Source organism: Williamsia sp. R60 (assembly GCF_054063855.1).
Genome location: NZ_JBSSGR010000002.1, coordinates 388,889 through 404,093, shown reverse-complemented (window position 1 = coordinate 404,093; position 15,205 = coordinate 388,889). Strand labels below are relative to the sequence as shown.

Annotated in this window: 15 protein-coding genes; 6 read left to right on the top strand and 9 right to left on the bottom strand. The window is 65.6% G+C overall.

What is annotated here, in order from left to right; translation table 11 throughout:
* The first annotated feature begins 10 nt into the window (after window positions 1-10).
* On the top strand, window positions 11-2,065 hold the full coding sequence (locus tag ACVWY6_RS08735) for a prolyl oligopeptidase family serine peptidase (protein ID WP_457537442.1): 2,055 nt from the start codon (window positions 11-13) through the stop codon (window positions 2,063-2,065).
* A gap of 14 nt (window positions 2,066-2,079) precedes the next feature.
* Here ACVWY6_RS08735 and ACVWY6_RS08730 read toward each other — a convergent pair whose 3' ends face one another.
* The 5 genes from ACVWY6_RS08730 to ACVWY6_RS08710 all read right to left on the bottom strand — a co-directional run bounded on the left by ACVWY6_RS08730 (window position 2,080) and on the right by ACVWY6_RS08710 (window position 7,542).
* On the bottom strand, window positions 2,080-3,600 hold the full coding sequence (locus ACVWY6_RS08730) for a DUF2079 domain-containing protein (protein ID WP_457537441.1): 1,521 nt from the start codon (window positions 3,598-3,600) through the stop codon (window positions 2,080-2,082).
* A gap of 96 nt (window positions 3,601-3,696) precedes the next feature.
* A complete protein-coding gene (dinB, locus tag ACVWY6_RS08725) occupies window positions 3,697-4,908 on the bottom strand; it encodes a DNA polymerase IV (protein ID WP_457537440.1) in 1,212 nt (403 codons plus the stop codon).
* Between the two features lie 54 nt (window positions 4,909-4,962).
* Window positions 4,963-5,787, bottom strand: a complete 825-nt coding sequence (locus tag ACVWY6_RS08720; RefSeq protein WP_457537439.1) for a hypothetical protein — start codon at window positions 5,785-5,787, stop codon at window positions 4,963-4,965.
* Window positions 5,788-5,871: 84 nt separating this feature from the next.
* Window positions 5,872-6,840 (bottom strand): polyphosphate kinase 2, encoded by a 969-nt coding sequence (ppk2, locus tag ACVWY6_RS08715; RefSeq protein ID WP_174548696.1) that lies wholly within the window; start codon window positions 6,838-6,840, stop codon window positions 5,872-5,874.
* A 183-nt stretch (window positions 6,841-7,023) separates the two neighbouring features.
* Window positions 7,024-7,542 (bottom strand): DUF6764 family protein, encoded by a 519-nt coding sequence (locus ACVWY6_RS08710; protein ID WP_243404745.1) that lies wholly within the window; start codon window positions 7,540-7,542, stop codon window positions 7,024-7,026.
* 286 nt (window positions 7,543-7,828) lie between these two features.
* Here ACVWY6_RS08710 and ACVWY6_RS08705 point away from each other — a divergent pair, with 286 nt between their 5' ends.
* Window positions 7,829-8,266: an SRPBCC family protein gene (locus tag ACVWY6_RS08705; RefSeq protein WP_023957558.1), complete on the top strand. Its 438-nt coding sequence runs from the start codon at window positions 7,829-7,831 to the stop codon at window positions 8,264-8,266.
* Window positions 8,267-8,278: 12 nt separating this feature from the next.
* Here the strand turns inward: ACVWY6_RS08705 and ACVWY6_RS08700 are convergent, their stop codons facing one another.
* Window positions 8,279-8,710, bottom strand: a complete 432-nt coding sequence (locus tag ACVWY6_RS08700) for a PPOX class F420-dependent oxidoreductase (RefSeq protein WP_457537437.1) — start codon at window positions 8,708-8,710, stop codon at window positions 8,279-8,281.
* A gap of 174 nt (window positions 8,711-8,884) precedes the next feature.
* On the opposite strand from ACVWY6_RS08700, the gene ACVWY6_RS08695 reads away from it, so the two are divergent.
* The gene (locus ACVWY6_RS08695) at window positions 8,885-10,477 is read left to right on the top strand and encodes an FAD-binding protein (protein ID WP_457537435.1); all 1,593 of its coding nucleotides are present in this window, start codon (window positions 8,885-8,887) and stop codon (window positions 10,475-10,477) included.
* A complete protein-coding gene (locus ACVWY6_RS08690) occupies window positions 10,474-10,821 on the top strand; it encodes a 4Fe-4S dicluster domain-containing protein (RefSeq protein WP_062795235.1) in 348 nt (115 codons plus the stop codon). Before ACVWY6_RS08695 ends, ACVWY6_RS08690 begins: the two co-directional genes overlap by 4 nt.
* A 34-nt stretch (window positions 10,822-10,855) precedes the next feature.
* Here the strand turns inward: ACVWY6_RS08690 and ACVWY6_RS08685 are convergent, their stop codons facing one another.
* From ACVWY6_RS08685 to ACVWY6_RS08675, 3 genes are all read right to left on the bottom strand, one after another.
* Window positions 10,856-11,737, bottom strand: coding sequence for an aldo/keto reductase (locus tag ACVWY6_RS08685; protein ID WP_457537433.1), 882 nt, complete (start codon window positions 11,735-11,737; stop codon window positions 10,856-10,858).
* Between the two features lie 52 nt (window positions 11,738-11,789).
* Window positions 11,790-12,086 carry a WhiB family transcriptional regulator gene (locus tag ACVWY6_RS08680; RefSeq protein WP_457537432.1) on the bottom strand — a complete coding sequence of 99 codons (297 nt, stop codon included), beginning with the start codon at window positions 12,084-12,086 and terminating at the stop codon, window positions 11,790-11,792.
* A gap of 110 nt (window positions 12,087-12,196) precedes the next feature.
* Entirely contained in the window at window positions 12,197-12,463 is a 267-nt protein-coding gene (locus ACVWY6_RS08675; RefSeq protein WP_457537430.1) for a hypothetical protein, read from the bottom strand.
* A 176-nt stretch (window positions 12,464-12,639) separates the two neighbouring features.
* Between ACVWY6_RS08675 and ACVWY6_RS08670 the strand changes: the two genes are divergently transcribed.
* Both ACVWY6_RS08670 and ACVWY6_RS08665 read left to right on the top strand, forming a co-directional pair.
* Window positions 12,640-13,860, top strand: coding sequence for an LLM class flavin-dependent oxidoreductase (locus tag ACVWY6_RS08670; RefSeq protein WP_457537428.1), 1,221 nt, complete (start codon window positions 12,640-12,642; stop codon window positions 13,858-13,860).
* Window positions 13,857-15,197, top strand: a complete 1,341-nt coding sequence (locus ACVWY6_RS08665) for an NtaA/DmoA family FMN-dependent monooxygenase (RefSeq protein WP_457537426.1) — start codon at window positions 13,857-13,859, stop codon at window positions 15,195-15,197. The genes ACVWY6_RS08670 and ACVWY6_RS08665 overlap by 4 nt, the downstream gene beginning before the upstream one ends.
* The last annotated feature ends 8 nt before the right edge of the window (window positions 15,198-15,205 follow it).

Here is a 15,205-nt window from a genome sequence, read left to right as displayed (position 1 = left end):
CACGGACGGCATGTGCGGCAGACTGGGTCCGGTGAGCGACACCGATCCCTATCTCTGGCTTGAAGACGTAACCGGCGAGAACGCTCTGACGTGGGTGCGCGAGCACAATCAGCCCACGATCGAGGCCCTCACCACCAGCAGTCGGTTCGCCGACCTGGAGGCCGCCGCGCTGGAGGTGCTCGACACCGACGACCGCATCGCCTACGTACGACGCCGCGGCGAGCACCTCTACAACTTCTGGCGTGATGCGACGAATCCGAGGGGGCTGTGGCGCCGGACGACCCTCGAGGAATACCGCACCGACTCACCCGAGTGGGACGTGCTCATCGACCTCGACACGGTTGCCGCCGACGAGGGCGAGAACTGGGTGTGGAAGGGCACACTCGTCCTACGTCCGGACCATCACCGGGCGCTGATCCTGCTGTCCAGAGGGGGCGCCGACGCGTCGGTCGTCCGCGAGTTCGATCTGCGTACGCGCACCTGGATCACCGCCGATCACGGCGGTTTCGAGCTCCCGGAGAACAAATCCGACATCAGCTGGATCGACGAGGACACCGTCTATGTCGGCACGGACTTCGGCGATCAGCCCGACGGCGAGTCGTCCCTGACCAACTCGGGATATCCGCGGGTGGTGAAGCGCTGGTCACGCGGCACCTCACTCGAGGAAGCCGAGACGGTGTACACGGGCGCGACGAGTGATGTTGCGGTACAAGCGATGTACGACGACACGATCGGTTTTGAACGACATTTCCTGATCAGGTCCACCGACTTCTTCAATCAGGAGTTCTACGAGCTCACCGGCGGCGAGCCCACCCTCATCGACGTCCCCACCGACGCGCACACCAGCGTTCACCGCGACTGGTTGCTGGTGTTCACCCGATCGCCGTGGGAACTCCACGACGATCTGACCCATCCGACCGGCACCTTGGTCGTGTTCGACTACCCGTCGTACCTTGCGGGCGACCGCACAGGGACAGTGCTCTTTGCACCCGACGACCACACCAGCCTGCAGAACTTCTCCTTCTCCTCCGCGCATCTGGTCCTGGTGACCCTGCGCGATGTGCAGACCGAACTCCGTTTGCTGAGCGTGACCGACTGGTCGGTGTCCCAGCTGTCCGGGCTGCCCGAACTGGCCACCATCTCCGTACTCGACACCGACCCCGACCACAGCGACGAATTGTTCTTGTCGGCAAGCAGTTTCACCACGCCACCGAGCCTGCTGCACGGGTCGAGCACCGATGGAGTGGCCCCCATCAAGCAATCGCCCGAGTTGTTCGACGCGTCCACGGTGTCCGCATCGCAACACTTCGCGACGTCGGACGACGGCACGCGGGTCCCCTATTTCGTGATCAAACGGGACGATGTGTCGCAAGGCCCCACCCTGCTGTACGGATACGGCGGTTTCGAGAACTCGATGACACCCGCGTACGGCGCGATATCGGGTCGGAACTGGATCGCCCGCGGCGGCGTCTACGTGATCGCGAACATTCGCGGCGGCGGCGAATACGGTCCCACCTGGCACACTCAGGCCCAGCTCGCCGGCAGGCATCTGGTGTACGAGGATTTCGCTTCTGTGGCAAGGGATCTCGTCGACCGGGGACTCACCACCGCGAACAAGCTCGCGGCACAAGGCGGTTCCAACGGCGGGCTGCTGATGGGAGTGATGCTCACCAGTTACCCAGAACTGTTCGGCGCCTTGGTCTGCCAGGTTCCACTGCTGGACATGCGGCGCTACCACCTGCTGCTGGCAGGGGCGTCGTGGGTGGCCGAGTACGGCGACCCCGACGACCCCGAGCAGTGGGAGTTCATCTCCAAGTACTCGCCCTACCAGTTGTTACGGGCCGATGCGACATACCCGGCGCTTCTGATGACCACCTCCACCCGTGACGACCGAGTGCATCCAGGCCACGCTCGTAAGTTCGTCGCACGCATGGAGGAACTCGGCCATTCGGTGAGCTACTACGAGAACATCGAAGGCGGGCACGGCGGCGCCGCCGACAACAAGCAGGCCGCGTTCAAGTCAGCCCTCGCCTACGAGTTCCTGTGGGAGAAATTGGGCGGATGAGGCAGGCCGGTCGGTCAGCGGAGTCTGAGCAACACCACACCGTCGTCGGCCGCCACGCGCACGTACTGCCCGCTGTCCTCGATCTTCTCGAGCGCCTTGTTGGTGTCGGCCTTGTTGGCCGGGAAAAGGCCGGAGATGTTGGTGTCCACCATGATCCACTGCGCGGTGGAACGATCACGCTTCTGCTTCGGGAACAGGGTCACCTCGTGATCGGCGACGAGATGCGGAGCCAGGTTGTTGGTGGTGGCCACGGATTGGCCGTCGGGGATCATCGCGCCGAACTCGTCGACGGCCTGCGCCTGGTCGCCGCGTGAATAGAAGTCGCGTTCGGTCAGCCGGTCCAAGGGCCCGGCCCAGGCCAACACCACCGCGATCGCCGCAGCCGCTGCAGCGAAGCCGACAACAGTGCGTTGCGACATCGACCGCCCCCGCAATCTGATCAAGGCGTCGAGCATCGCGACGATCATGATGGGCATCAACGTCGCGTTGTAGTGGAAACCGAAGCCCCAGTACAGATGGTTCACGCTCAGGAAACGCCAGGTCAGGGTCGGCACTGCCACCAGGATGATCGGTGAGCGAACGGCCAAGAACAGCGTGATCACCAGCAGAAGAAATGCGGTGGAGGCACGCGCGTCACCCTGCGACACCCCGATGATGAATCCGCGCACACCCTCGGCGGGCGAGTCGGCGAACTTCGATTCGTAGGTGTAGTCGCCGCTCCCCATCGCCGGGATGATCACCTTGGCCGCGATCAGCGTCCAGGCGGCGCCCCAGATCGCGGTGCCGATGGCCCATCGATAGGACACGCGGCCGAATCGCAGCGCGACGACGGCCGCGATCACCACAACCGTGACGCCGAGATCCTCTTTGCAGAAGACGAGTGGCAGGGCGTACAGCAGGGCAGCCCGCCAGCGCTCCTCCACCACGGCGACGAGGCTGAACGCCAGCAGGGGCACCGCGAGCGCGATCTCGTGGAAGTCGAACGCCAGTGCCTGGGCGATCCCCCATGCCAGCCCGTAGGCGATCGCGATGAAGACCCCGACCACCATGCCGAGTCGTGTGGCGGCCAGCCGCACGATCGGTATCGCCGCGAGCGCGAACAGCAGCCCCTGCACGACCAGCAAGGTGACCGGCGTCGGGAACAGCCGATACAGCGGTCCGATCACAGCGATCCAGGGCTGGAAATGATCACCGAGGAGGTTGACGTCGGTGCCTTCGAGCGGCACGACGGGGGCGCGGAAGTGCCCGTAGGCCTTCACTGCCTGCGTGAAGATTCCCAGGTCCCACCCGGTGGAGCCGAAACGGTCGTGGCGCTGGATCGAATACAGGCAGTAGATCGTCGCCAACACGGCGAACGTGGCGAGCGCCAAGATCCACGGCGGGGTGCGGACCGCGATCAGTATGTCGGCGACTCGCGTCCGCGCCGAACCACTCGCCACGGTGGAGGTCGACGAATCGGGAGCCGGTCCGTCCGGCTGCCGCGACGACACGTCTGTCGCAGTGCCGGTTGCGCGGACCTCGGTCACCTCATCCATGGGTCGCCTGCCAAGACATTCAGCAACCGTAACCCGAGATTCTGTGTTTGCGCTGACGGTCCCGACCCCGATTCGAGCTCTCCCGCCTTGCGGGTGTCAGTCGGGGAGCATCGGCGCGGCCATGCCCTGATCGCGTCCGATGAGAACTGCCCGCGTCACTGCCCCGGCACCAAAACGGTCTCTGAGCCCGTCGATGGTGATGTCCAGTTTCTCCTGGTGATGCTCGTCGAACGGCAGCGCGAGTTGGATGGAGTCGTTGCTGTCGAGGTTCGTCAACGACAACCCGATCAGCGTGCAGCCCTTGTCCCGGATCATCGGCATGGCTTCGTCGAGCAGGGCACGCGCGGCCGTCATGAGTACCTGCGTGCCGTCGGTGGGTTCGTACAGAGTTCGTGAACGCGTCACCCGGGTGAAGTCGTCGAACCGCAATCGGAGGATCACAGTGCGACACACGCGTTCTGCTTTACGCAGGCGTTTACCGAGCCGATCGACGATGCCCACCATGGATGCCTCGAGATCCTCCTGGGTTTTGGGTCGCCGCCCCATCGCCCGTTGTGACCCGATCGACCGGCGACGACGCCCGACCTCCACCCGGCGTGGATCGCGCGCCATCGCAAGCGCATACAGGTGCGAACCGGCGCCGCGACCGAGCAGCGACGTGAGAGTCGGCTGACCAACGGCCGCGAGGTCGCCCACGGTGGACAGGCCCGCGTCGCGAAGCTTGCGCGATGTCACCGCCCCGACACCCCAGAGCCGTTCCACCGGCAACGGGTGCAGGAACTCGAGTTCACCACCCGGCGGCACCTCGAGCAGCCCGTCCGGCTTTCCTACCGCACTGGCGACCTTTGCAAGGAACTTGGTGCGCGCGATGCCGACAGTGATCGGCAGCCCGACCTCGATCCTCACCCGCTCGCGCAATCGGGCGCCGATCTGGGCCGGTGACCCACTCACCCGGTAGAGACCGCCGACATCGAGGAACGCCTCGTCGATCGAGATGCCCTCCACCAGGGGCGTGGTGTCCCGAAAGATGTCGAATACTGCCTGGCTTGCCTCGACGTAGCTGTCGAAACGAGGCCGCATCACGACGGCGTCCGGGCACAGGGCGACCGCCTCGCGGCCGTTCATCGGAGTGCGCACCCCGCGGGCCTTGGCCTCGTAGCTCGCCGCGAGGACCACGCCACCTCCGCCCACGATGACCGGACGGCCGCGCAGCTCGGGGTGGTCGCGCTGCTCGACCGAGGCATAGAAGGAGTCGAGGTCGGCGTGCAGGATGCTGGCCAGCTCCCGCGGCTCTTCGGACACGAACACATGTTCGCATGCCGGTCTGACACCACTGGTGGAGTGCGTGCCGGGACGCGAGGGTCAGTAGCGGCGACGCTCCAGCGCAACCGAGATCAGCAGGCCCACCGCACCGAGGGCGACGCCGGCGCCGACGGCGATCAGACCCACCTCCTGCATGTCACCGACGACCTTGTCGACGATGATGTCGGCGACCTCGCGGGCCGAGTCATCGGCGCCGGAGACCTCATCGAGCGCCCGTCGTTGCACGCCCTCCCCGAGGAGCCACGTCGCGATTCCGCCGAGGATCACGCCGAAGCCCACGGCCAAGAGCACAAAGCCCCGCCGTCGTGCGACCACGAGGGCGAGCACCGTGGCGACCACCGCGATGACCAACGAGCTGATCGCGAGCAGACCGATTTGGTTGCCCAGATTGTGGTACCGACCCGCCTCGAGTCCCGACTGGGCAGAATCGCTCAGCGGCACCAGGATCGGCCCCTTGATCTCGATGCCACCGAAACCCACGTCCGCGATGACACGGTTGACCATCGCCGTCAGGTCGAGGGACATCACCTCGCCCTCGCTTTCGGGTGTGGCCTCCTTGAACAGCCAATCGTGCTGCTGGATCATCGCGTCGGCGAAGTCCTGCTCGAAGTTGTCGCTCTTGGTATAGGCGTCGGCGAGCGGGGCGATCAGGCCATCGGGGACCAGGGGCGCCTGCGACGAAACCTGGGCGGTGATCTCGTCGGCGATGTACTGCTGCACGGTCGTGTTGTCGGCCAGCGGCGCCACGGTCTCCCGGAATCCGTCACGATCGACAACCCGCTCGTTCACGAAATAGGCGGGCACGGCGACGGCGGCCGCGACGATGGCGACCAGGCACAGCACTGCGGCAAAGAAGGAACGCACCGGCTCAGGTTACAGATCGGGCGGCGTGAACCGCGGTAGGCAGGCCATGACCGTCATACGACCACTCGCGAGTGCCATCGGCGTCTACTCCCCCAGCAGATCGCGTGCCCGGCCGACGATGAGCGGATCCGGCTCCCCGACGATGTTGGCGTCCTTGTCGTCGTAGTCGAACAGGTTGAGCACGTACCGCATCGCGTTGATGCGGGCCCGCTTCTTGTCATTGCTCTTGACCACGATCCACGGCGCTTCTTCGGTGTCGGTCTCAGCGAACATCTCTTCTTTGGCCGCGGTGTACTTGTCCCACTTGTCCAGCGACGCGATGTCCATCGGCGACAACTTCCACTGACGCACCGGGTCCACCTGACGAATCGCGAAGCGGGTGCGCTGTTCCAGCGGGGACACCGAGAACCAGAACTTCACCAGATCCATACCGTCGTCGATCAGCATGGCCTCGAAGAGCGGTGCCTGCCGCAGGAACTGGGCGTGTTGTTCGTCGGTGCAGAACCCCATCACCCGCTCGACACCGGTGCGGTTGTACCAGGAGCGGTCGAACATGACGATCTCCCCGGCGGCGGGCAGATGCTGCACGTATCGCTGGAAGTACCACTGGGTCGATTCACGCTCGGACGGCTTCTCCAGCGCGACCACCCGGGCACCGCGCGGGTTCAGATGCTCCATGAAACGTTTGATGGTGCCGCCCTTGCCCGCCGCATCGCGCCCTTCGAAGACGAACACGTGCCGGCTGCTCGTGCGCTTGCTCCACTTCTGGAACTTCAGCAACTCGATCTGCAGCAGCCGCTTCTCCAGCTCGTACTCGTCGCGACTCATGCGCTCGTCGTACGGATAGTCCTCACGCCAGGTGTCGATGACGTTGCGCCCGGGAAGGGTCAGGAGGCGGGGATCGTCATCATCGCGGTCGTCGACGAGGAACTGGGTGGTGTCGGCGAGGTCGACGATCTTTTGGAGGGCCTCGCGGCCGGCGACGACGCTGAAGTCGGGACCGACGTCGGGGTGGTCGGGCCCGAAATCCGAGAGGCGCAGAATTTCATTCACCTCTCCAAACTAAACCGGACGCACCGCAGTTACATGGCCGAAGGGTGAACTGGCGGTGATCCAGCGGTCACGGTCGTCACGGGCCGGACGCGGCATCCAGACAGGGCAAAGGGCGACACCGTGATCGGCGCCGCCCTTCGCATGGAGGTGCGGGGGTTGATTTCTGCCCCCGCAGTGTGGGTTCTAAGAGGCCGGCCGCGGGGTGGAGAGCCAGATGCCGCCGGATCCGATGCAGGCCTGCCCGGTCGAGGTGTCGACCGCTGCGGCGAAGCTGCCCGAACACGTGGTGCCGTAGGGGCCCGAGTAGGCCGTACCACCCCAGCCGGCAACCGCTATCGACGTACCGCCCGCACGAGCCTGGCTGACGGCCATCCCGCCGGGCCCGGTGGTGATCGAGTATCCCGTGCCACCCGTCACCGCACCGGACAGTGCCGACGTATTCGGTTGCAGGTTGTACGCATTGGCGTTTCCGCCGGTGTTCGACGATGCGACGGCGGTGCCGTTGCGGCTGTGGTCCTCAGCGTGCGCAAAGCTGCCGGGGCCGGCCTTCGCTCCACACGCGCCGTACCCGTCTGTCCGAATCACGTTGTGCCCGTTGGCCGCAGTGCAGGTCAACGGGTCGGCCGATGCGCCACCCGCCCCGGCAAGACCGGCCAGCGCGAGCGCCGCGGTACCGATCAGCCCGGCCACCCCCGCCCGCACCAAGCCACGAGAACGAACACGAAAGACATTACTACTGAACAACATTGATCCCATCACGAACGAAAAACACGTATCCAGTGCCCCCCGTCAAGGCATTGGCCGGCCGGTGCAGTGGTACCACGTCGGCCTTACCGAACAGACCATACTCCGGCCGGACCGGACACAGCCCCCGTTCTTGTGCATCGGTCTGATCACGAAAACTCCGTCACCGACAATGCCCACGTCGCCGCGACTCCCCCGCGCAAAAGCGACGGGACGGCCCGCCGGCAGGTGTACTTTTTGGTCCATGCCTGTCAACGCGAAGACCGAATTCGACATCGACGCCCCTCCCGCCGTCGTCATGGAGATCTTGATGGACGTGGAGTCGCTGCCGCAGTGGTCCGGCCCCCACAAAAAGGTCGAGATCCTGGAAGAACACGAGGACGGCGCACCCAAGAAGGTAAAGCTCGAACTGCAGGCGGTCGGCCTGACCGACCACCAACTCCTCGACTACAGCTGGACCGAGAACACCTGCACCTGGGACCTCATCGAAGCCGATCAGCTGAGCTACCAGCACGGCCAGTACACGCTCACCCCCAAAGGCGACAAAACCCATGTCGAGTTCGTGCTCGACGTGGAACTGAAGGTGAAGCTGCCAGGGCTGATCGTGAAACAGGCTCAGAAGACGGCGCTCAACACCGCGCAGAAGGGACTCAAGGAGGAGGCCAAGCGCCGCCAGCGCTGACGGCCCAGGCCGTCAGCCGATGCGGCCGTACAGGTGCTCGGCGTAGAGACGGATGACCAGTCGCCTGTCCTCCACCATGGCGCGGGCGAAGTCGTCCCAGTCGGGATGTTCGCCGAGTACGTCGCGGTAGAGGTCGATCAACTCCGACACGGTGTCGTCCTCGGTGGTCGCCGCTGCCACCGGGCTCAGTTCCACCCGCCCCTCGGCCACCGCGTAGTTCCAGCCGTCAGCGCTGCTCACGTGGATACTGGCGCGCGGGTCACGACGCAGGTTGGCGACCTTTGCCCGATCCGCGGTGACCGAGATGCGTACGCACTGCTCTCGTGGATCGAAGGAGTAGCTGACGGTGGAGAGTTGCGGGACCCCGCTGCGCCGGATGGTCGCCAGGGTTCCACGGGTGTGTTCGGTGATGAACTCGGACAGGGCAGCTCGGTCGGTGGGCATACCTCGACTATCGCCCCACGCGTTCGGTGCCGCAAGTACGCCGATCTCTGCACCCGGTCCGTGATCAGGCCGGGGCCAGAATCACCCTGACCGCAACGGTTCTGCCGTACCCCGTGCCGCCATAACCTCCGATGTACACCCGCGTCGCCGTACGCCAGTCACATCAGGAGCCCGATGTCAGCACCACTGGAATTGTCCACCGACGTGCTCGTGATCGGCGGCGGCCCGGCTGCGGCGTGGGCGGCGCTGCACGCCCGGCAGGGTGGTGCCGAGGTGATCCTCGTGGACAAGGGATACTGCGGAACAAGCGGCGCCACAGCGCCTTCGGGCACCGGCGTCTGGTACGTGGCCCCCGATCCGGAGTTGCGCGGCGCAGCCAAGGCCAGCCGCGAAGCTCTGGGGGGATACCTCGCGGACCATTCCTGGATGGACCGCGTCCTCGACCAGACCTACCTGAACATGAACCGCCTGGCGACCGAGGGCCGGTATCCCTTCCCCATCGATCCCGAGACCGGCCGGGAGAACCGCACGGGTGTGCAAGGTCCCGAATACATGCGGCGGATGCGAGCCTGGATCACGCGAGCAGGCGTCACGATCCTCGACCACTCCCCAGCCCTGGAACTACTGGTGGAACCCGACGGCTCGGTGCGCGGTGCGGCCGGGTACCAACGACATCACCATCGCGACTACTCGATCACCTCCGGCGCGGTGGTGCTGGCCAGCGGCGGTTGCGCATTCCTGTCCCGGGCGCTGGGCACCAACGTCGACACAGGCGACGGAACGCTGATGGCCGCAGAGGTGGGAGCCCAACTCTCCGGGATGGAGTTCTCCAACGCTTACGGCATCGCGGCAGCCGGGTCCACGGTGACCAAGACCGCCTACTACGGATACGCCACCTTCTTCCATGACGACGGGCGCGTACTCGAGGGCGCCGGGTCGTCCGGTGGACGCTCGGTGATCGCGCGAACGTTGCTCAGCGAGAGGGTGTTCGCCCAGCTGGACCGCGCCGACGAAGAGGTACAGCGCAGGATGCGCCTCGGTCAGCCCAACTTCTTCCTGCAGTTCGATCGCCGTGGTATCAATCCGTTCACCGACCGTTTCGAGGTGGACCTGATCGCCGAGGGCACGGTCCGCGGAACCGGAGGTGTCGACCTCGTCGACGACACCTGCGCCACCTCGGTGCGAGGGCTCTATGCGGCAGGTGACGCGGCAACGAGGGAACGGATCTGCGGAGGCTTCACCGGTGGCGGCAGCCACAATTCGGCATGGGCCATGTCGTCCGGCACATGGGCGGGTTCCGCTGCGGCGCAGCACGCCTTGGCCCAGTCCCCGATCGGCCAGCACGATCTGATCGGGGCGGGCCGGGCCGGCCTGCGTCCCACGTCCCGCCCGTCGCTACAGCCCGACGAGGTGATGGCGGCGGCACGACAACAGTTGCTCCCGCTGCGCAAGAACTACCTGCGGCATGGAGATCGACTGGTGGAAGCGGTGAACGAACTCGACACCCTGTGGGCCGGCCTGTCTGCCGACCTGGGTCCTCTCACCGGCCCCGACCGCGTGCGGGCCAGACAAGCAGCCGCGGTCACCGCCGTGGGCCGGTGGATGTACCGGTCTGCGTTGAGCCGCACCGAAAGTCGTGGCATGAGCAAACGTGAGGACCATCCCGACCAGGATCCGAACCAGCACCACCACATCCTGTCCGGCGGCCTGGACGAGGTGTGGACACGGCCGCGGGCCACCGCTCCAACACTGGCCCACGCGTCATGATCGAACTCGTCCTGGCGGACAAATGCATCGGGTGCGACAAGTGCATCGACGCGTGCCCCACCGACGTGTTCGACCGCGGCAACGACGGGATCCCGCACATCGCAAGGCAATCGGACTGCCAGACCTGCTTCATGTGCGAGGCGTATTGCCCCACCGACGCACTTTATGTGGCACCGTCGTCCGAACCGGTCGCCGACCGGACGACGCTGGCGGACGCACCGGTCGGATCCTATCGAGCCGAGCTCGGCTGGGGTCACGGACGGACGCCGGGAAGCCGGGTGGCCATCGGCCCGGCCATCCCGCACGGAGCGCTGCCACCCAGGATCATCGCCGTCGGCGACTGACCATCACCGCACCGCTCAGTGCTGCGTCAGACGATCATTCAGGAGCACCGACGTTGAACTCGTTGGGGTCTGCGCCCACGCGCACCCCATCGTTCAGCGTGGCGATGTCGCCGAGATCGGCGTCGGTCAGTTCGAAGTCGAACACGTCGATGTTCTGAGCGATCCGGTCGGGATTGACCGACTTGGGGATGACAACGAGACCGTTCTGCAGATGCCAACGGATCAGGACCTGCGCCGGGGACTTGCCGTGCTGCTCACCGATCCGGGAGATCAGCGGATCGGTCAACAGGGTGTTCGGTTTGGAGTCCTTGCCCCAGCCCGAATTGCTGGTGCCTCCCAGTGGGCTCCACGATTCGACGACGATGCCATGCCGGTCCGCGACGTCGCGGATCTGCTGCTGCGGCAGATGCGGATGCAGTTCCACCTGATCGACGGCCGGCAACGTTCCGCCCCGGTTCACCAGCAGTTCGAGGTGGCGGGGTTCAAAATTGCACACGCCGATGGCCTTTGCGCGACCGCTCTGCGCAATCTCCTCGAGCGCGTCCCACGTCCTGAGTAATCGGTCGTCGTCCAGCAGGGGCCAATGGATCAGGTATAGGTCCACGTAGTCCAGCCCGAGCCGCGACAAGCTCTGGTCGAACGCCTGCTTCGCCGGCTCGAATCCCTGGTCGGCGTTCCACAGTTTTGTGGTGACGAACAGTTCGGAACGATCCACGGACGCGGCCGCAAGAGCACGACCGACACCTTCTTCGTTCCCATACGCGGCCGCGGTGTCGATGTGGCGGTAACCGGCGTCGTCGATCGCAGACCGCACGGCCTGCTCGGTCTCCTCGTTGGACGCCTGCCACACCCCCAGGCCCAGCTGCGGAATGGACGTCCCCGAGTTGAGGTCGATGGTCGGAACATTTGTGGTCATGGAACCAGCGTAACGATAAGCAACGGTACGGCCGCTCCACATCGTGGCCGGCTCACGCCGAACGGGCGTCACGAGCGACGGCCGCGATCTCGTCGACCGTCATCCCTCCCCAGATGCCGTGTTTCTCGTCGAACCCCACGGCATGGTCGCGGCACTGCCGCACCACGGGGCAGCCGTTGCACAGTGCTTTGGCCTCGCCCTCGCGGCGCCTTCGGACTGCGGCGGGCTCTCGTCCTGACGGTGCGAAGAAGATCTCCCAGTCGATCCCCTGATCGCGGCAACGCCCGCGCACCCGCCAATCCCAGCCGCCCACACCCGATTCGGCGCCGAACGCAAACACTTCCACCACCCACTCCCCTTGGTTGATCGCTCTCTGCCGCGAGCATTCATGACGACACGCGGCGAGCGGAGTGTTGTCGCCGACCGAGTCCGAACCATTGACATCGGTCCGGCAGGCAGTCAAGCAGACTTACCGTGAGCGCTCAGGTCGCGACGGGAGTCGAGTTCTTCACGCAGACGGGCGAACCATCCACATGATGTTCCCCCGTAACGCCTGCTGTACTCGATCGCTCGCGCCGCGAGAGCCGAACGGGTGTGCCGATCATCGGGCCGACCTTCGGCAGGCACGCACAGGTGCATCGTCGGTATCGCCTGTGGCGCTTCGGGATGCGCGGCCGCAGCCGCCATCATGAGGTGATCGGCGGACATCAGACTGCTCACGGGCATGGCACGCTCCAATAGACGGTTGGTACCCATTGAGCCGGTGATCGTCGCAGTTGGCGAGGGTTAGAGTCACGCTGATCGAGACTCCGCCCACAGGAATCTCTCTCGTGACAGGTCCGTTGGCAGGACAACACGCCAACAGCGAGTCCCGCCCGCCGACCTTCACCGGAGAGTCCTGAATGCCGATCACCGACAAACTGCATCTCGCGATCGCCCTCGAGGGCGCGGGATGGCATCCGGCCGCCTGGCGGGAGCCCACGGCGAGGCCCGCTGAACTGCTGACCGCGCGATACTGGGCTGACCTGGTGGGCGTCGCTGAAGCCGGGCTGGTGGACTTCGTGACGATCGAGGACACGTTCGGTGTCCGGCCGGCCGGACTCGATGCGCCCTCACCACGCACCGACCGAGTCAGCGGGAGGCTCGACTCGGTCCTGATCGCGTCACGGGTGTCACCGCTGTCGCGGCATGTCGGGTTGGTTCCTGCCGCCACCGTCACCCATACCGAGCCGTTCCATCTGTCAAAAGCGATCGCGACCCTCGACTACGTCAGCAACGGCAGGGCCGGCGTCCGGGTGCAGGTATCGGCGCGACCACACGAGGCTGCCCTGTTCGGCAGGCGCACGTTCCCGGAGCTCGCGGTCACCGATGCCGGCGACCCGGTGGCCGCCGAGCTGGTGGCCGACCTCTTCGAGGAGGCAGGCGACTACGCAGAGGTTCTCCGAAGGCTCTGGGACAGTTGGGAAGACGACGCCGAGATCCGCGACAAGGCCACCGGACGCTTCGTCGACCGCGACAAACTGCACTACATCGACTTCGAAGGCCGGTTCTTCTCGGTGCGAGGACCGTCCATCACGCCTCGACCACCGCAAGGTCAGCCCATCATCACCGCCCTTGCGCACCAAAACATTCCGTATCAGTTCGTCGGAACGTCCGCGGACATCGGTTTCATCACCCCGGCCGACGTCGCCGACGCCAAGGCGAGCATCGCCGTCGTCCGTACGGCGCAGGACCAGGCCGGCCGCGCCGACGAGATCGTCCACGTGTTCGCCGACCTCGTGGTCTTCCTCGGTGACACGACAACCGCAGCTGAAGCACACAAAGCGCGGCTCGACGATCGAGCGGGCATCCAATACACAAGTGACGCAGAGGTGTTCACCGGAACCGCCGAGGCCCTCGCCGATCGACTCGCCGAACTGTCCGATGCCGGTATCACCGGCTTCCGGCTGCGGCCCGGTGCGATACCTGCCGATCTGGAAGCCATCACCCGCGACCTCGTCCCCGAATTACAACGTCGCGGCCTGTTCCGTACCCACTACGAATCGAGCACTCTGCGAGGCCATCTCGGCCTCTCCCGTCCGGTGAACCGATTCCAGACCACAGCGGAGTTGATCAACCGATGACCAAGCAGGTACATCTGGCCGCGCACTTCCCAGGCGTGAACAACACCACGGTATGGAGCGACCCCGATGCAGGCAGTCACATCGAGTTCGAGTCGTTTGTGCACTTCGCACGCACCGCCGAGCGCGCCAAGTTCGACTTTCTGTTCCTCGCCGAGGGGCTTCGCCTGCGTGAGCAGAACGGGCTGATCTACGACCTCGATGTGGTCGGGCGGCCGGACACGTTCACCGTGCTCGCCGCTCTTGCCGCCGTCACCGAACACCTCGGGCTGACCGGCACCATCAACTCCACGTTCAACGAGCCGTATGAGGTGGCCCGCCAGTTCGCGAGCCTGGACCACCTCACCGCCGGCAGGGCCGCGTGGAATGTGGTGACCTCCTGGGACGAGTTCACCGGAGAGAACTTCCGGCGAGGCGGTTACCTCCCGAAAGAGCAGCGCTATCACCGGGCCAGGCAGTTCCTCGAAGTCGCCACGGAGCTCTGGAACTCGTGGCAGGACAACGACATCGTGGCCGACAAGGAGTCAGGGACGTACTTGCGGCGCCCTGACGCCGGCTCGTTTACGCACCGCGACGACCAGTTCGACATCTCCGGGCAGTTCAACGTCCCCCGCGGCCCCCAGGGCCGCCCGGTCATCTTTCAGGCCGGCGACTCCGACGAGGGTCGTGAGTTCGCTGCAGCAGAGGCCGACGCCATCTTCTCCAGGCACTCCACACTCGACGACGGCCAGGCGTTCTACAAGGACGTCAAAGGCCGGCTGGCCACCTACGGCAGACGCAGCGAGGACCTGCTGATCCTGCCGGCAGCGACGTTTGTTCTCGGTGACACCGACGCCGACGCCGCCGACCGCGCACACGAGATCCGGTTGCAACAGGTCAGTGGCCAGACCGCGATCAAGTTCCTCGAGCAGCTGTGGAATCGCGACCTGTCCGACCACGACCCCGACGGCCCGCTGCCGTCGATCGATCCCCTGCCGGGCGAGAACACGGTCGCCAAGGGGCGGGCCAGCGTTCGTATCCACCGCGATCCGCGCGACGTGGCGAACGAATGGCGAGCACGGGCCGAGGCGGACAACCTCAGCACACGTGAGCTGATCATCGAGGTGACCGGCCGGCAGTCGTTCATCGGGTCACCGGTCACGGTCGCCCGCACCATCAATGAGTTCGTTCAGGAAGATGCAAGCGACGGCTTCATCCTCGTTCCGCACATCACCCCTGGCGGGCTCGACGAGTTCGCCGACAAGGTGGTCCCGCTGCTGCAGGAACGCGGCGTCTACCGGACCGACTACGAAGGTTCCACCCTGCGCGACCACCTGGGACTCAAGCGTCCGGAGAGCTGAACAAGCGC